General features: G+C 71.2%; 19 protein-coding genes. 8 read left to right on the top strand and 11 right to left on the bottom strand.

What is annotated here, in order from left to right; translation table 11 throughout:
* Positions 1 to 61: 61 nt before the first annotated feature.
* Genes kdpC through CVS47_RS00420 form a run of 5 tightly spaced genes read right to left on the bottom strand, consistent with a single transcriptional unit; the run spans position 62 to position 4,792 of the window.
* The gene (gene kdpC / locus CVS47_RS00440; protein WP_127094319.1) at positions 62 to 667 is read right to left on the bottom strand and encodes a potassium-transporting ATPase subunit KdpC; all 606 of its coding nucleotides are present in this window, start codon (positions 665 to 667) and stop codon (positions 62 to 64) included.
* Between the two features lie 11 nt (positions 668 to 678).
* Positions 679 to 2,832 (bottom strand): potassium-transporting ATPase subunit KdpB, encoded by a 2,154-nt coding sequence (kdpB, locus tag CVS47_RS00435; protein WP_127094318.1) that lies wholly within the window; start codon positions 2,830 to 2,832, stop codon positions 679 to 681.
* A gap of 1 nt (position 2,833) precedes the next feature.
* The gene (kdpA, locus tag CVS47_RS00430; RefSeq protein ID WP_127094317.1) at positions 2,834 to 4,516 is read right to left on the bottom strand and encodes a potassium-transporting ATPase subunit KdpA; all 1,683 of its coding nucleotides are present in this window, start codon (positions 4,514 to 4,516) and stop codon (positions 2,834 to 2,836) included.
* Between the two features lies 1 nt (position 4,517).
* Complete coding sequence (gene kdpF / locus CVS47_RS00425) at positions 4,518 to 4,607, bottom strand: K(+)-transporting ATPase subunit F (protein ID WP_127094316.1); 90 nt, start codon at positions 4,605 to 4,607, stop codon at positions 4,518 to 4,520.
* Complete coding sequence (locus CVS47_RS00420; RefSeq protein WP_127094315.1) at positions 4,604 to 4,792, bottom strand: hypothetical protein; 189 nt, start codon at positions 4,790 to 4,792, stop codon at positions 4,604 to 4,606. Before CVS47_RS00420 ends, kdpF begins: the two co-directional genes overlap by 4 nt.
* 131 nt (positions 4,793 to 4,923) lie before the next feature.
* On the opposite strand from CVS47_RS00420, the gene CVS47_RS00415 reads away from it, so the two are divergent.
* From CVS47_RS00415 to CVS47_RS00400, 4 genes are all read left to right on the top strand, one after another.
* Positions 4,924 to 5,253, top strand: a complete 330-nt coding sequence (locus CVS47_RS00415) for a PadR family transcriptional regulator (protein WP_127094314.1) — start codon at positions 4,924 to 4,926, stop codon at positions 5,251 to 5,253.
* Position 5,254: 1 nt separating this feature from the next.
* On the top strand, positions 5,255 to 5,617 hold the full coding sequence (locus CVS47_RS00410) for a DUF1048 domain-containing protein (protein WP_127094313.1): 363 nt from the start codon (positions 5,255 to 5,257) through the stop codon (positions 5,615 to 5,617).
* 135 nt (positions 5,618 to 5,752) lie between these two features.
* Positions 5,753 to 6,517 (top strand): ABC transporter ATP-binding protein, encoded by a 765-nt coding sequence (locus CVS47_RS00405; RefSeq protein WP_127094312.1) that lies wholly within the window; start codon positions 5,753 to 5,755, stop codon positions 6,515 to 6,517.
* Positions 6,518 to 6,525: 8 nt separating this feature from the next.
* On the top strand, positions 6,526 to 7,290 hold the full coding sequence (locus CVS47_RS00400; protein ID WP_127094311.1) for an ABC transporter permease: 765 nt from the start codon (positions 6,526 to 6,528) through the stop codon (positions 7,288 to 7,290).
* 28 nt (positions 7,291 to 7,318) lie between these two features.
* Here CVS47_RS00400 and CVS47_RS00395 read toward each other — a convergent pair whose 3' ends face one another.
* The 3 genes from CVS47_RS00395 to CVS47_RS00385 all read right to left on the bottom strand — a co-directional run bounded on the left by CVS47_RS00395 (position 7,319) and on the right by CVS47_RS00385 (position 9,493).
* Entirely contained in the window at positions 7,319 to 8,290 is a 972-nt protein-coding gene (locus tag CVS47_RS00395) for an SRPBCC family protein (protein WP_127094310.1), read from the bottom strand.
* Positions 8,291 to 8,333: 43 nt separating this feature from the next.
* Positions 8,334 to 8,672: an ArsR/SmtB family transcription factor gene (locus CVS47_RS00390; protein ID WP_127094309.1), complete on the bottom strand. Its 339-nt coding sequence runs from the start codon at positions 8,670 to 8,672 to the stop codon at positions 8,334 to 8,336.
* Between the two features lie 266 nt (positions 8,673 to 8,938).
* Complete coding sequence (locus tag CVS47_RS00385; protein WP_127094308.1) at positions 8,939 to 9,493, bottom strand: hypothetical protein; 555 nt, start codon at positions 9,491 to 9,493, stop codon at positions 8,939 to 8,941.
* An 81-nt stretch (positions 9,494 to 9,574) separates the two neighbouring features.
* On the opposite strand from CVS47_RS00385, the gene purL reads away from it, so the two are divergent.
* Both purL and CVS47_RS16975 read left to right on the top strand, forming a co-directional pair.
* Positions 9,575 to 11,944, top strand: coding sequence for a phosphoribosylformylglycinamidine synthase subunit PurL (purL, locus tag CVS47_RS00380; protein WP_206502691.1), 2,370 nt, complete (start codon positions 9,575 to 9,577; stop codon positions 11,942 to 11,944).
* Positions 11,934 to 12,068, top strand: coding sequence for a hypothetical protein (locus CVS47_RS16975; RefSeq protein WP_277600948.1), 135 nt, complete (start codon positions 11,934 to 11,936; stop codon positions 12,066 to 12,068). Before purL ends, CVS47_RS16975 begins: the two co-directional genes overlap by 11 nt.
* Before the next feature lie 10 nt (positions 12,069 to 12,078).
* Here CVS47_RS16975 and CVS47_RS00375 read toward each other — a convergent pair whose 3' ends face one another.
* On the bottom strand, positions 12,079 to 13,026 hold the full coding sequence (locus tag CVS47_RS00375) for a DUF389 domain-containing protein (RefSeq protein WP_127094307.1): 948 nt from the start codon (positions 13,024 to 13,026) through the stop codon (positions 12,079 to 12,081).
* A gap of 131 nt (positions 13,027 to 13,157) precedes the next feature.
* Between CVS47_RS00375 and CVS47_RS00370 the strand changes: the two genes are divergently transcribed.
* Complete coding sequence (locus tag CVS47_RS00370; RefSeq protein WP_127094306.1) at positions 13,158 to 14,012, top strand: hypothetical protein; 855 nt, start codon at positions 13,158 to 13,160, stop codon at positions 14,010 to 14,012.
* Positions 14,013 to 14,051: 39 nt separating this feature from the next.
* Positions 14,052 to 14,918 (top strand): hypothetical protein, encoded by an 867-nt coding sequence (locus CVS47_RS00365; protein WP_338142377.1) that lies wholly within the window; start codon positions 14,052 to 14,054, stop codon positions 14,916 to 14,918.
* Between the two features lie 59 nt (positions 14,919 to 14,977).
* On the opposite strand, the gene CVS47_RS00360 is transcribed toward CVS47_RS00365, so the two are convergent.
* Together CVS47_RS00360 and CVS47_RS00355 are read right to left on the bottom strand one after the other, a co-directional pair.
* Entirely contained in the window at positions 14,978 to 15,370 is a 393-nt protein-coding gene (locus tag CVS47_RS00360) for a DUF2256 and DUF3253 domain-containing protein (protein WP_127094305.1), read from the bottom strand.
* A gap of 138 nt (positions 15,371 to 15,508) precedes the next feature.
* Positions 15,509 to 16,402 carry a glycine betaine ABC transporter substrate-binding protein gene (locus CVS47_RS00355; protein ID WP_127094304.1) on the bottom strand — a complete coding sequence of 298 codons (894 nt, stop codon included), beginning with the start codon at positions 16,400 to 16,402 and terminating at the stop codon, positions 15,509 to 15,511.
* Positions 16,403 to 16,416 lie beyond the last annotated feature (14 nt).

Genomic DNA, 16,416 nt, shown 5'->3' with positions numbered 1-16,416 from the left:
CTCCGCCGCACGGCCGTCGGAGGCCGCGGACGCAGGGGAGGGGTCGCATGGGGCGATTCTGTCAGCGCGCGAGGGGCGCGCGCGCGTCGAGGGCGAGGTTCAAGGCCAGCACGTTGACACGCGGCTCCCCGAGGAAGCCGAGGTCTCGGGGCAGCACCTGCGCGTCGACGAGGGCGTCGACGTCGGATGCCGGGATGCCGCGGGCCGCGGCGACGCGGTCGACCTGCAGCCGCGCGTAGGCGACGGAGATGTCGGGATCGAGCCCCGAGCCCGAGGCGGTGACGGCGTCGGCGGGGATGGATCCGGCGCCGTCCAGGTCGGTCACCGCGGCCTTCCGCTCCTCGATCGCCGCGATGAGGTCGGCGTTCTCGGGGCCGAGGTTCGATCCGCTCGAGGCCGCGGCGTCGTAGCCGTCGCCGGCGGCCGAGGGCCGCGACTGGAACCAGGCGGGCAGGGCCGCGCCGTCGGCATCGGTCCACGACTGCCCGATCAGCTGCGAGCCGATCACGGTGCCGTCGGCGTCGCGCTCGAGGGAGCCGTTCGCCTGCGCGGGCAGGGCGACCTGGCCGATGAGGGTGATGACGAGCATGTAGCCGACGCCGAGGACGAGGGTGAACAGGAGCATCGCGCGGACGGCGACGCCGGAGGTACGCAGGGTGGTGCGCATGTCGGGGCCTTTCAGAAGCCGGGGATGAGGCTCACGACGAGGTCGATGAGCTTGATGCCGATGAAGGGGACGATCACGCCGCCGAGCCCGTAGACGAGCAGGTTGCGGCTGAGGATCTGCGAGGCACCGGCGGCGCGGTACTTCACGCCGCGGAGCGCCAGCGGGATGAGGAACACGATGACGATCGCGTTGAAGATGATCGCGCTGGTCACCGCCGAGGCGGGTGAGGACAGCTGCATCACGTTGAGGGCGGCAAGCCCCGGGAAGACGCCCATGAACATGGCGGGGATGATCGCGAAGTACTTCGCGACGTCGTTCGCCAGCGAGAACGTCGTCAGCGCGCCGCGCGTGATGAGCAGCTGCTTGCCGATGCGGACGATGTCGATGAGCTTGGTCGGGTCGGAGTCGAGGTCGACCATGTTGCCGGCCTCCTTCGCCGCCGACGTGCCCGTGTTCATCGCGACGCCCACGTCGGCCTGCGCCAGCGCCGGGGCGTCGTTCGTGCCGTCGCCCGTCATGGCGACGAGGTTGCCGCCCTCCTGCTCGCGCCGGATGAGCGCCAGCTTGTCCTCGGGGGTGGCCTCGGCGAGGTAGTCGTCGACGCCGGCCTCGGCGGCGATCGCCTTGGCCGTCAGCGGGTTGTCGCCGGTGATCATCACCGTGCGGATGCCCATCGAGCGCAGCTCCTCGAAGCGCTCGCGGAGACCGTCCTTGACGACGTCCTTGAGGTGGACGACGCCGAGCACGCGTCCCGCGCCCGCCTCGGAGAGAGTGGCCACCACGAGCGGCGTGCCGCCCGAGCCGGCGATGCGGTCGGTCTCGGCCGTCACCTGCGTGCGCAGCGCGCCCGCGACCGGCGAGCCCGCGGCGTCGAGCCAGGCGAGCACCGCCGACCCCGCGCCCTTGCGCACCTGCGTGCCGTCGGCGAGGTCGAGACCCGACATGCGGGTCTGCGCGGTGAAGGGCACCGCGACGGCGCCCTGCGGCATCGTCGCGACGATCTGCTGCACGGCGGCGAGCTCGACCACCGACGTGCCCTCGGGAGTGGGGTCGGCCAGCGACGACAGCGCTGCCGCCTCCGCCATCTCGCGGGCGTCCACTCCGGCCATCGCGACGAACTCGCTCGCGCGACGGTTGCCATAGGTGATGGTGCCGGTCTTGTCGAGCAGCAGCGTCGTCACGTCGCCGGCGGCCTCGACGGCGCGCCCCGACATCGCAAGCACGTTGCGCTGCACGAGCCGGTCCATGCCGGCGATGCCGATCGCCGACAGCAGCGCGCCGATCGTCGTCGGGATGAGACAGACCAGCAGGGCGATCAGCACGGGGATGCTGACGGGCGAGGCGGCGTAGGAGGCGATGGGGTTCATCACCAGCACGACGATGACGAAGACGATCGACAGGCTCGCGAGCAGGATGTTGAGCGCGATCTCGTTCGGCGTCCGCTGGCGCGACGCGCCCTCGACCAGCGCGATCATGCGGTCGACGAAGGTCTCGCCGGGCTTCGAGGTGATCTGCACCACGATGCGGTCCGACAGCACGCGGGTGCCGCCGGTGACGGCGCTGCGGTCGCCGCCGGATTCGCGGACGACGGGCGCCGACTCGCCCGTGATGGCCGATTCGTCGACCGTCGCGATGCCGTGGACGATGTCGCCGTCGCCGGGGATCAGCTCGCCCGCGGTGACGAGCACGACGTCTCCGAGGCGGAGGTCGCCCGAGGGCACGTCCTCGACGGTCGCAGCGGATGCCGCGGCATCCGCCGTCGCATCGTAGGCGACCACGCGGCGTGCCGTGGTGCTCGTGCGGGTCTTGCGGAGTGTGGCGGCCTGCGCCTTGCCGCGCCCCTCCGCGACCGACTCGGCGATGTTCGCGAAGAACACCGTGAGCCACAGCCAGACGGCGATGCCCCACGTGAAGCCCGCGGGCACGGGGGCACCCCCGGACGACTCCGGACCGCCCAGGAGCGGCTCGGCGATCGCGATCAGCGTGGTGAGCGCGGCGCCCACCCACACGAGGAACATGACGGGGTTGCGCCACTGCGACGCCGGGTTGAGCTTGCGCAGCGCTCCGGGGACGGCCTGCACGATCTGCGCGGCGCTGAACGCGCGCCGGGGCGCGGGGTCGGCGATGGGCTCGGGGGCAGCGGCGCGGGTGAGGGTGGTGGACATGTCAGGAGAGTCCTTCGGCGAGAGGTCCCAGGGTCAGGACCGGGAAGTAGGTGAGGGCGGTGACGATGACCGCCACGCCCGCGAGGAGGCCGGCGAACTGCGGCCGGTGGGTGGGGAGCGTCCCGGCGGTGGCCGGCACCTTGTCCTGCGCGGCCAGCGAGCCGGCGAGCGCCAGCACGAGCACGATCGGCAGGAAGCGTCCGAGCAGCATCGCCACACCCAGCGCGGTGTTGAACCACGGGGTGTTGGCGGTCAGGCCCGCGAAGGCGGAGCCGTTGTTGTTCGAGGCCGAGGTGAAGGCATAGAGCACCTCGCTCAGGCCGTGGACGCCCGGATTCCAGATCGACGTCGCCTCCACGTCAGCGCGGATCGCGGGGATCGCGAAGCTCAGGGCGGTGCCGGCCAGGACGAGCGTCGGCGTGACCAGGATGTAGAGGCTCGCGAGCTTGATCTCGCGCGGCCCGATCTTCTTGCCCAGATACTCCGGCGTGCGGCCGATCAGCAGTCCGCCGATGAACACCGCCAGGACGGCGAGGACCAGCATCCCGTACAGTCCCGAGCCGACGCCGCCGGGGGCGACCTCGCCGAGCATCATGTTGAGCATCGGCATCATGCCGCCGACGGCGGTGTAGCTGTCGTGCATGGAGTTCACCGCTCCGGTGGAGGTCAGCGTGCTCGTGCTGCCGAACAGAGTCGAGCCGAAGATGCCGAACCGCACCTCCTTGCCCTCCATCGCACCGCCCGCCAGCTGCGGGGCCGTGCCCGCCCCGCCGGCCTCGAGCGCGGTCAGGATCGCCGTGGACGCCACGAAGATCGCGGCCATGACGCCGAGGATCGCGTAGCCCTGGCGGTCGTCGCCGACGATGCGGCCGAAGGCGCGCGGCAGCGAGAACGGGATCACGAGCATCAGGAAGATCTGGAACAGGCTCGTCCACGGCGTCGGGTTCTCGAACGGGTGCGAGGAGTTGACGTTGAAGAACCCGCCGCCGTTGGTGCCGAGGAGCTTGATCGCCTCCTGCGAGGCGACGGGGCCGCCCGGGAGCGACTGCGCGGCACCGGTGAGGGTCGCGGCATCGGTCGCGCCGGAGAGGTTCTGGATCACGCCGCCCGCCAGCAGCACCACGGCGGCGATCACCGCCATCGGCAGCAGCAGCCGGAACGTGCCGCGCACGAGGTCCACCCAGAAGTTGCCGATGACGCCGCTGCGCCGCGAGGCGAAGCCGCGGACGAGCGCGACGGCCACGGCGATGCCGACGGCGGCGGAGACGAAGTTCTGCACCGCGAGCGCGGCGAACTGCACGGTGTAGCCGAGGGTCGCCTCGCCGGAATAGGACTGCCAGTTCGTGTTGGTGACGAACGAGACCGCGGTGTTGAACGACAGCGCCTCGCTCGGCGCGCCGAGTCCCAGCGAGTAGGGCAGGAACTGCTGCAGGCGCATGATCGCGTAGACGAACACGACGCCGACGACCGAGAACAGGAGCACGGAGCGGACGTACGCCTGCCATGTCTGGGAGCCCGCCGCGTCGACGCCGATCAGGCGGTAGGTGGCGCGCTCGATGCGCGAGTCCTTGGCCGACGTGTAGACGTGGGCGATGTAGTCGCCGAGGGGGCGGTAGGCCAGTCCCAGGGCGAGGATGAGGGTCGCGCTCGTGAGGACGATCGACCAGATGACACCGGCGTCCACGTCAGAACCTCTCGGGACGCACGAGGGCCACCACCAGGTAGACCACGGCGGCGAGGGCGAGGACGGCGGCGATGACGGTGAAGACGATCACAGCTTCTCGACCCCCTTCGCCACCAGGGCGACGAGCGCGAACAGCGCCAGCGTCGCGACGATGAAGACCACATCGAGCACGGGAACTCCTGAGAAGACGATGACCGCGGCAGGGCACGCGGGTGCCCTGTGCGGGGCACGGCTTCGATGCAATACCCGCCGGATGCCGCATCCCGCCGTCCTCACGGAATCCATACGCCCGCGCGCGCCGCCCTCACGGGATCCACACGGGTACCGGTATTCGGTATTGCTAAGTACCGGTACTCGGCGTTACTATGTAGTGGTAGTCAGCAACACTGAGTAGCGAGGAGGTCGCGATGGGCAAGCAGGACACGGAGATGCTCAAGGGCGTCCTCGAGGGGATCGTCCTGGCCGTGCTGGCCCGGCGTCCCGCCTACGGATACGAGATCACGGCCGACCTGCGCGAGCGCGGGTTCGCCGACATCGCGGAGGGCACGATCTACGCGCTCCTCCTGCGCATCGAGCAGCGCGGCCTGGTCGACGTGGAGAAGGTCCCCTCGGAGAAGGGTCCGCCCCGCAAGGTCTACGCGCTCAACACCACCGGGCGGGATCAGCTCGCCGACTTCTGGAACACCTGGGGCTCGCTCGCCGACCGGCTCGAGCACCTGCGGATCGAAGGGAACTGACATGGCCTGGTACGAGAAGATCGTCGGCGATCTGAGCGACAAGAAGCGCTACCTCGCCTACAAGGCGCGCATGAAGAAGCTTCCCGCGCCCTACCGCTCCGCCGCGGCGGGACTCGAGCGGTACCTCCTGCACCTCGGCCCGAGCAACGACGGCGCCGGCCTGATCCGCATGCTCGACGACCTCGGCGACCTGCTCGAGCAGAGTGCGGCCGACGCCACCCCGATCCGCGACGTCGTCGGAGACGACCCCGTCGCCTTCGCCGACACGTTCATGGAGAACTACGGCGGCGGCAGCTGGATCCGCTCCGAGCAGACCCGCCTGCGCGATGCCATCGCCGGGGCAGAGGCCGAGTCCTCGCGCTGATCCCCTGACGACTCCGGATGCCGCGGCCGCGGCATCCGCGCCCCACTCCGCCCGCACGCTCAGCGCGACCGCGCCGACGCGGTGGACGAGTGCGCCCGAAAACAGCTTCACCCGTGACTCGACCGAAGGAGAGACATGTCCACCGCCATCCGCGTCCGCGGCCTCGAGAAGGCCTACACGGACGTGCCCGTGCTGCGAGGGGTCGACCTCGAAGTCGCCCGCGGCAGCATCTTCGCCCTGCTCGGCTCGAACGGGGCGGGCAAGACGACCGTCATCCGCATCCTGTCGACCCTGCTGCGCGCCGACGCCGGTGAGGCCGTCGTCGCCGACCTCGACGTCGCGGCCCGGCCCGCCGAGGTGCGTGCCGCGATCAGCCTCACCGGACAGTTCGCCGCCGTCGACGAGGTGCTCACAGGTCGCGAGAACCTCGTGCTGGTCGCGAGACTCCGCCACCAGGCCGACCCCCGCGGCATCGCCGACCGCCTCCTCTCCCGCTTCGGGCTGACGGATGCCGGGGGCCGCCGTGTCGCCACCTACTCGGGAGGGATGCGGCGCCGGCTCGACATCGCCATGAGCCTCATCGGCGACCCCGCCGTGGTGTTCCTCGACGAGCCCACGACCGGGCTCGACCCGGAGGCGCGCATCGAGGTGTGGCGCGCGGTGCGCGAGCTCGCGGCAGCCGGCACCACCGTCCTGCTCACCACCCAGTACCTCGAGGAGGCCGAGCAGCTCGCCGACCGCATCGCGGTGCTGCACGAGGGACGCATCATCGCCGACGGGACGCTGGCGGAGCTGAAGGCGCTCATGCCCCCGGCGACCATCGAGTACGTCGAGAAGCAGCCGAGCCTGGAGGAGATCTTCCTCGCGCTCGTCGGCCCGGACATCCGCCACGAATCCTGAGGAGCATCATGCGCACGCACTTCTTCGGCGACACCGCCGTGCTGACGGGGCGATCGCTCCGCCACGTCCTCCGCAGTCCCGACACGATCATCACCACCGCGATCATGCCGATCGCGCTGCTGCTGCTGTTCGTGTTCGTCTTCGGCGGGGCCATCGCCACCGACACGGGTGGCTCGTACGTCGACTACCTGCTCCCCGGCATCCTGCTCATCACCATCGCCTCGGGCATCTCGTACACGGCGTACCGGCTGTTCCTCGATCTGCAGGGCGGGATCCTCGAGCGGTTCCAGTCGATGCCGATCGCGCGATCGGCGACGCTGTGGGCGCACGTGCTCACGTCGCTCGCCGCGAACCTCGTCTCGCTCGCCGTCGTGGTGGGGGTGGCGCTGCTGATCGGGTTCCGCTCGTCCGCGGACGTGCTCGGATGGCTGGCCGTGATCGGCATCCTCGCGCTGTTCACGCTCGCCCTCACCTGGCTCGCCGTCATCCCCGGGCTCACCGCGAAATCGGTCGACGGCGCGAGCGCGTTCTCGTACCCGCTGATCTTCCTGCCGTTCCTGAGCTCGGCCTTCGTGCCGACCACGACCATGCCGGGGCCGGTGCGCTGGTTCGCCGAGAACCAGCCGGTGACCTCGATCGTGAACAGCATCCGGGCGCTGCTGGCCGGGCAGCCGGTCGGCGCCGACCTCTGGATCGCGCTGGCGTGGTGCGTCGGCATCCTCGCCGTGGCGTTCATCGCCGCGATGGCGATCCACCGCCGCCGCGTGCGCTGAGCCGGCGGCGGCGGATCGCGTCCCGGCGTCAGGCCAGGACCAGCGACTCCAGTCGTGCGTAGGACGTCTCCATGCCCTCCGTCATGCCGGTCGCGAGGATCATGTCGCGGGTCGCAGCATCCGGATACTCGATCAGCAGCGTCAGCAGCGTCGCGCCGTCCTCCTCGTAGAGGCTCAGGTCGTTGAGGGTGCCGGGGCCGTCCATGCCGATCATGCGCTCGGTGGTCACGGCACGGCGCCCGGGTTCGGCGTGGACGAGCTCGCCCTCGAATCCGAAGCCCTCGCCGCCGCCGACCGGCTCCCAGACGTAGCGGTACGAGTCGCCGACCTCCGTGGCGACCTCGGCGACGGGCATGGTCCATCCGTCGGGACCGAGCAGCCACTGCTTCATCAGCTCGGAGTCGTGGTGCGCGCGCCACACGAGCTCGCGCGGTCCGTCGATCAGCCGCGTGATGCGCACGTGCTGGTCGCTGAGGATCTCGGTGCGGGTGCCCTTGCCCTGCGCGTACTCGCGGAGATCCTGCAGCACGGTGTCCAGCTGCGCCATCGCCATCGTCGAACCCTCGACCATTCCCATGGCCACGAGCTGCGCGAGCGCCTCGGTCGACGGGAAGTGGGTCACGCTCTGCAGCCGAGAGCCGTCGGGCGTCTCCTCGAACGAGAAGGTCATGCGCGATGCCGGCATGTCGGGGTTCTGCTCGCCGTCCACGTCGGCGAAGGAGTCGAGCACCTCGAACGAGGTCGGCTCCTGTATGCGGGTGAACTCCCACCGGCCGCCCGCGCTCTCGCCGCGGGGTCCGGTCATGCGGTAGGTCGCCACGCCGCCGGGCGCGAAGTCGAAGGCGGTGAACGTGGCCGGCCACCCCGGAGGGCCCCAGAAGCGCTCGAGCTGGCGCGGATCGGTGAACGCCTTCCACACGCGCTGCGGCGCGACGGGGAAGTCGGCGACGAGGGTGAGGGTGAGGGCCTCGGGGTCGGTCGTGACGGATGTGACGGGCATGGCGTTCTCCTTCGAGCGTGGTGGATGCCGCGGCATCCGGTCGTCAGTCTTCTTCGGCGAGCAGGGAGTCGAGGCGGTCGATGCGCGAGCGCCAGAGACGCTCGTACTCGGCCAGGAGCGATCGGGCTCGGGCGATGGTGTCCGGATCGGCGCGCACGAGGCGCTCCCTTCCTTCTGCCCGCTTCACGATGAGGTGGGCGGCTTCGAGCACCGCCACGTGCTTCTGCACGGCGGCGAAGCTCATCTCGTATTCGCCGGCGAGCGCCGAGACCGACTGCTCGCCGTCGATGGTGCGGCGCAGGATGTCGCGCCGCGTCGCGTCGGCGAGGGCCCGGAAGATCCGGTCCACGTCGGCATCGCTGAGTTCGTGTTCTACAACCATTTGGTTGTACGTTAGCGCGGCCGCACGGCCTCGTCAACACCCGCTTCCGGCACCTGTCGGCCGCCCGTCGGCCGCCCGAACCCTCGGCCACCCGCACCCTCGGCCGCCCTCGCCCCTCGGCCGCCCTCGCGAAACGTCGCAACACGCCGCGCGTTCGCCGAGCGGTGCGGCGTGTTGCGACGTCTCGCGGGGCAGGGGTAGGCGCGGGCCGGGGGGACAGGGGGACGGTGCGGGCCGCGGGGACAGGGGGGCGGTGCGGCCGCGACTCAGGCGCCGACCGCGGCGCGGCCCGTGGCGGCGGCGAGCGCGCCGATCAGCACGAAGACGGGGCCTGCGAAGATGCCGCACCAGAAGCTCGGGGCGACGTCACGCCGGCGCCACACGAGGGCGGCGACTCCCGCAGCCGTGACGAGGGCTCCCGCCACGAAGAGGATGCCCTGCCCGAAGACGAACCCGAGCGGGAAGAAGTGGACGCCGACGACGATAAGGACCATGGGGGCGACCGCCTGCGCCCGCTTCGTGCGGATGAGCCAGATCGCCAGCACGACGATGACGACCACCTCGACCCAGAACACGACGATGTACCCCAGCAGCGCAGGGTTGTCGGGGGTGAGCGCGGTGTCGGCGCCCCAGAATCGGATGAGCGGGGGCACCCCGATCGCCACCAGGCCGAGTCCGGCGAGCTGCACCGCACCCAGCAGAACGCGCCACCGCACACCGGCCGGCGGCCGCTCCTGGCCCCACCCCGCCCAGACGAAGGCGGCCACTCCGAACAGCACTCCGATGAAGATGAGGTCTCTGGCGTACTCCACGTCGAGCATGACCCCACGCTAGCGGGACGGTCCTCGCCGGGCCGCGCGCCTAGACTGGGGGCGCAACCTTCGATCCGGGAGTTCAGCCGCGTGACCAGCCCCTCAGCACCCGCCGCGGCCGCGGCATCCGTTCCCGTCATCGACTCCGTCGACAACGCCGCAGCCACTCCCGAGAAGGAGCAGCCGTACGGCGCGCTGGGCCTCAAGCCCGACGAGTACGCGCAGATCCGCGAGATCCTCGGCCGTCGCCCGACGAGCGGCGAGCTGGCGATGTACTCCGTCATGTGGTCGGAGCACTGCTCCTACAAGTCGAGCAAGATCTACCTCCGCCAGTTCGGCCAGAAGGTCTCGGAGGAGATGAAGACCCGCCTCATGGTGGGCATGGGCCAGAACGCGGGCGTCGTCGACGTGGGCGAGGGGTGGGCGGTCACCTTCAAGGTCGAGTCGCACAACCACCCCAGCTACATCGAGCCGTTCCAGGGGGCGGCCACAGGCGTCGGCGGCATCGTCCGCGACATCATCTCGATGGGCGCGCGCCCGGTCGCGATCATGGACCAGCTGCGCTTCGGCGCCATCGACGACCCCGACACCGCACGGGTCGTGCACGGCGTCGTGTCGGGCATCTCGTTCTACGGCAACTGCCTCGGCCTGCCGAACATCGGCGGCGAGACGGTCTTCGACTCGGTCTACCAGGCCAACCCGCTCGTGAACGCGCTCGCCGTGGGCGTCATGCGTCACGAGGACATCAAGCTCGCCAACGCCTCCGGCGCCGGCAACAAGGTCGTGCTGTTCGGCGCCCGCACCGGCGGCGACGGCATCGGCGGAGCATCCATCCTCGCCTCCGACACCTTCTCGGAGGGCGGTCCCACCAAGCGCCCCGCCGTGCAGGTCGGCGACCCCTTCGCCGAGAAGGTGCTCATCGAGTGCTGCCTCGAGCTCTACCGCGACGACCTCGTCGAGGCGATCCAGGACCTCGGGGCGGCCGGCATCTCGTGCGCGACCAGCGAACTGGCCGCCAACGGCAACAGCGGCATGCACGTCTCGCTCGACGACGTGCTGCTGCGCGATCCCTCGCTCACGGCCGAGGAGATCCTCATGTCGGAGTCGCAGGAGCGCATGATGGCCATCGTCGCGCCCGAGAAGCTCGACGCGTTCCTCGCCGTCGTCGGCAAGTGGGACGTCGAGACCAGCGTGCTGGGCGAGGTCACCGGCGACGGACGCCTCGTCATCGACTGGCACGGCGTGCGCATCGTCGACGTCGACCCCTCGACGGTCGCCGTCGACGGCCCGGTGTACGAGCGCCCGGTGGCGTACCCGACCTGGATGGACGCGCTGCGCGAGGACTCCGCCGCCGCCCTCCCCCGCTCGAGCGACCCCGAGACGCTCCGCGACGAGTTCGTGAAGCTGCTGACGAGCCCGAACCTCGCCGACACGTCGTGGGTCACCAACCAGTACGACTACTTCGTGCTCGGAAACACCGCCCTGAGCTTCCCCGACGATGCGGGCATGGTGCGCGTCGACGAGGAGACGGGCCTGGGCTTCGCCATCGCGACCGACTGCAACAGCCGCTACTGCCAGCTCGACCCCTATCAGGGCGCCAAGCTCGCCCTCGCCGAGGCGTACCGCAACGTCGCCGTCACCGGGGCGATCCCCACGGCGGTGACCGACTGCCTGAACTTCGGCAGCCCCGAGAACCCCGAGGTCATGTGGCAGTTCAGCCAGGCCGTCGAGGGACTCTCCGACGGCTGCCTCGAGCTCGGCATCCCGGTCACGGGCGGCAACGTCTCGTTCTACAACCAGACCGGCGACGTGCCCATCCACCCGACCCCGGTCGTCGGCGTGCTGGGCATCATCGACGACGTGGCCCGCCGCGTCCCGAGCGGCTGGCAGGATGCCGGCGAGAACATCTACCTCCTCGGCGTCACCGCCACCGAGCTCAGCGGATCGCAGTGGGCCGGCACCATCCACGGCCACCTCGGCGGACGCCCGCCGGCCGTCGACCTCGCGCAGGAGAAGCGCCTCGCGCAGCTGCTGCACGCGGCGTCGCAGCAGTCGCTGATCTCCAGCGCCCACGACCTGTCGTCGGGCGGTCTCGCCCAGGCCCTCGCCGAGGCCGTGATGCGCTTCGGCATCGGAGCCCGCGTCTGGCTGCGCGAGATCATGGAGCGGGACGGGGTGGATGCTGCGGCCGCCCTGTTCGCGGAGTCCACCGGTCGCGTCATCGTGTCGGTGCCCCGGGAGGACGACGTCAAGTTCCGCGGACTGTGCGACGGCCGCGGCTACCCCGTGCTGCGCATCGGCGTCACCGACGTCGCAGAGGACGGCGCCTCGGCCCTCGAGGTGCAGGACGTCTTCACGCTCACCACGCCGGAGCTGCGCGCCCTGTCGACGGCGACGCTGCCGGCCGCCTTCGGTCCGACCGTGACCGAGCCCGCGGAAGGGGACAACCGTGTCGGATGACGACGAGTACGCCGGCTTCGACGCCGTGCGCCAGCGCCGAGTCAAGATCGTGGCGTGGGTGGTGATCGTCGCCCTCATCCTGGTGGGCGGCGGTGCCACCGTCATCGCCCTCCTCTTCGGCTGACCCGGCGGCGTCAGCCGACCGCGCGGCGCTCGCGTACCCGATCGGAAACCCAGCGCCCGACGCGAAGCTGCACGAAGAGGGTCGCCGTGCCCGCGATCAGCAACCCCGCGAGGTTGAGGACGAGCTGCACGAGCGACGCCCCCGCCTCTTCCCAGGCACCCACCGCGAGCGTCAGGGAGAGGGTGCCGACGGCGGGAACGGTCGTGATGGAGATGAACACCCCCACGAGGGCCGACGACTTCGAACTCGTGAGCGACAGGACGCCCGCGATGCCCGCCAGGATCGCGATCACGAACGACCACCCGTCGGGCGACACGATGAACTGCGTCTGCGGGCCCGTCGTCGCCTGCGCGAAGCTGAACGCACCTGTGGCGTAGACGATCGCCCAGACACCCCACGCGACGAGTCCACACACCGCGAAGCCTCCGAAGAGCGTGAGGGACGCGGCGCCCGCGATTCCGCGTCGCGCCCGCACGACCGCGTACGAGATGGCCGCGATTGGCGCGAACTCGGGACCGACCACCATCGCGCCGATGATGAGGATCGGCTGATCGAGCAATCGTCCGATCCCGGCGATCAGGGTGGCGAGAAGGAGGAACGTCAAGAAGCTCCAGGACGGGCGGGAGTCTTCGCGGGAGCGGTCGGCCAGCTGAGCCCACACGACACCGTCGGCCGGATGACCGGGGGTGACGCGCTCCGCGAGATCTGCCGCGTCCGAGAGCATCGCCACGGGTTCGCTCACGACCACCGAGCCTTCTCGCGGCACCCCGGCCTTCCGCAGCATCCGCATCACACCGTTCGCGCCCTCGCGGGCGACGTCGAACACGAGCAGATCGCCCGCGCCGTCGAGCGCCGCGCCGGGGATGACCGCGAGGTCGGCGACCGCGGGGTCGCTGCGCAGATCGCGCTCGATCGGCGCGCGAAGAGATGCCGGGAGCGTCACGCGCACGGAGAGCATGGAGTCATCCTCGATGGCCGGGGGATGCGTGCGCGCTCCGGCGCGCCGACCAGGAGGCCTCGGCTCGCTGCCCGCGGTGCCGTCGCGCATCTCCCTGTGCTCCCCGCAGGGGCGGCGATTAGCATGAGGAGATGGAACCGCTGCTCCTCCTGGCTCAGTGGTGGTGGGTCGCCCCCACCGCCGTGGCCGGCGGAGCGGCGACGTGGGTGGGTCTGCGCGCCAACCGTCGTCTGAAGCCGCACCGGGCGATGCCGCGCGGAGCCGCGCGACGTCTGGAACTGGATGCCGCGCTGCACGATCTCCAGGAGGCGCGGGATGCCGCGGTCCGCGGCCGCGCCGAGGTGCAGGCCGCGCAGGCCGACCTGCTCCGGCTCCAGGCCGATCAGACCCGCGCGCAGTCCGTCGTGCCGGCTGCACTTGCCGGGGCCAAGCGCCGGCTGCAGGTGGCGCAGCGCGAGGTTAAGGCGTCGGCGGCCGACGTCCGCGCGCGCCGGGCCGCCGTCAAGGCCGCCCGCTCGACGATGCCTCCGGCCGGATCCGCCCGCGAGTTCCACCCGCTGACCCGCCTGATGCACGAGCACGACGCCGTGCTCGTGCGGTGGATGGCCTACGAGACCGATCCCGCCCTGGCGATCGCGTACCCCTCGATGAGCGACGTGCGGAACCCGGCCCTGTCGGCATTCCTGCAGGCCCAGTCGCAGGCGCAGTGGCTGCGTCCGTCGGCGCCCGACGCCCGCACGACGCCGTCGGCCTACGCCGCCTACCGCGATGCCGTGCGGCGCCTGCGGCAGACGTTCGACACCGCTGAGCAGGAGGCCCGCGGGCGCACGCGGCCCTCGGCCGCGGGCACCGGCGACGCGGATGGCCGGGGCGAGGCCTGGGGTGACGTCGCCAAGGACATCTGGGACGGGGCATCCCGCACCGCGGAGGCCGTCGCCCGGGCCGCCGCCGCGTGGGGCGGACGGCGACCTGACAAGCGTCCCTGATCCGGACTCCCCCGCGACGGCGCGGTCTAGCATGGGCCCGTGGAGTGGTGGAATTTCTGGTGGATCATCTTCCCCCTGATGGGGGTCGCCGGTGGTGCCGCCAAGGCGTGGGAGCGCGGAGCCCGCGCACGGCATGAGCGCCGGCTCGAGGTCATGCGGGCGAAGGCCGAGCTGCGCGGCGTGCGCACGGGCGCGATCGCCACGGCGCCCGCCACAGCGCCAGAGGCCGAGGCGCCGCACCGCCAGCAGCTGCAGAAGCTCTTCGCCGCCCACGACGACGTCACGCACCGCTGGCTCGACTACGAGCTCGACGTCGCGAAGCTCATCGCGTTCCCGGCAATGAGCGACGGCCGCCAGCCGCTGACCGCGGCCTTCCTCCGGGCCAAGAAGATCGCCGACGGTCTGCGCCCCGACTCCGTCGACGTCCGCATCGCGAAGGACCAGCTGGCCGAGTACCGCGCCGCCGTCACCGACTACGAGGTCGCCTTCGACGTCGCCGAACGTGACGCGCGGCGCATCCGCGACTCCTCGTTCAGCGAATCCGAGCGCAAGCGTCTCGACACCGCGAAACAGCTGCTCACCGTCGCCATCGATCAGGCGGCCACCCCTGCCGAGCGCCAGCTCGCCTACCGCCGCGTGCGCGAGGAGCTCGACGGGCTCATCTCCGTCTCCGACGAGGCGATCGATGTGCTCGAGAAGAAGGTGGCGCTCGAGCTCACCACCGGAACGACCGATGCCGCGTCCGCACGACAGGCCGCCTCGACGACGGATGCCGCGGCCACCGCCGACGGCGTGACGAAGGCCGACGCCGAGCGTCAGCCGGTGCCCCCGGCATCCCCCCGCCCGTCAGCAGCGGCACCGGTCACGGCTCCCGGCCGCGTCGTGCACCCCAAGCCCTCGCGCTGAGCGCCGGCACGTCGCTGGCGCGCGACGTCGCGCATCGCGGCGGTCAGCGTGCGCTGCGGTCAGCGTGCGCGACGGATGCGGATCGGGCCCTTCGCGGTCGACGGGTCGACCACCGTGCCGCGCTGCGTGATCTCGACCTCGCCCTCCGCGACGAGCCGCCGCGCGGCGCGACGGGCGGGCTCCATCAGGTCGCGCCACTCCTCGCCGCCGACGGCGCGTGCCGCCTCCGACGGGCAGATCGTGGCATCCTGGGCGCGCGTGGCCAGGAGCTCGCGGATCGACGCGGTCAGACGCTCGTCGACGCTGCCCACCCCCCGGCGCCGGCAGGCGTCGGAGCAGTAGCGCACCTCGTCCCAGTTCGACGCCCACTTCCTGCGCCACTGCATCTCGCGCCCGCACGAGGCGCACGTCTTGGGCGGCGGGACCGCCGTCGCACCCCGGGAGCGTGCCATGGTTCCATCCTCCCGCGCCCACGATGCCGCGGGGCCGCGCCACGTCTCCGAGGGACGACGCGGACAACCCCATCCCCGGGAGGACGCGGCACACGGCCGTGCCCCTTCGGGGATGGGGTCGCACGTCAGCGCGACGCGTCAGGAGATGACGTCGGGATACTGCTCGAGCCACGCCTGCACGGCCTCGGCTTCACGGCCCTCTCCGTACTCGTTCACGACGAGGTCCTCGAGCGCTCCGTACTGCTCGTCGTCCAGGCGGATGCCGGCGATGAGCTCCGCGATGTCGGGGTACTCCTCGCCCAGTCCCTCGCGGCCGAGGAAATGCAGCGCCTCGGGCTCGCCCATGCGGCCGTCCGGGTCGGCGAGGTCCTTCACGTCGTACGCGTCGTTGGCCCAGAACGGACGCCACAGGGTCACGGCGATGTCCTTCTGTGCGGTGATGGCGTTGTCGAGCTCGGTGAGCATGGCCGCCGTCGAGGACGTGACGAGCTCGTATTCGCCGTCCAGCCCGTATCCGGGCAGCATGCTCTCCTGCGTCTGCTTCGTCAGCCCCGCGCCCGGCTCGATGCCGATGATCCGGCCGCCGAAGCGATCGGCCTGCCCGGCGAGCTGATCGATGGAGTCGATGTCGACGTAGTCGGGCACCGCGATGGTGAGCTTGGCGTCGTCGTAGTACGCGCCGAGATCCTCGATCGAGTCGCCGTACTTCTCCATGTAGGAAGCGTGCGTGAGCTCCGGCCACGCCGACGGGTAGATGTCGATGTCGCCCTGGGCCAGACCCGTGTACAGCGGCCCCGCCTCGGTGAGGGTCTGCATCTCGACCGTGTAGCCCAGGCCTTCGAGCCTGTTCTCCAGCAGGTAGGCGGTGCTGAGGCCATCGGTCCACGAGGGCAGGAACCCGAGCGTGATCGTGCCCTTGTCCCCGGCGTCGCCCGAGCCGCCCGCCGCGGCATTGCCGCTCGCGCAGCCGGCGAGGGCCAGTGCCGCCACGGCGCCGAGCGCCACGGTTCCGGTGAGGTGTCGCGTGTTCATGTGTCGTCCTTTTC

This window comes from Microbacterium lemovicicum (assembly GCF_003991875.1).
GTDB classification, from domain to species: Bacteria; Actinomycetota; Actinomycetes; order Actinomycetales; family Microbacteriaceae; genus Microbacterium; species Microbacterium lemovicicum.
This window is presented reverse-complemented; position numbering and strand designations above follow the sequence as displayed.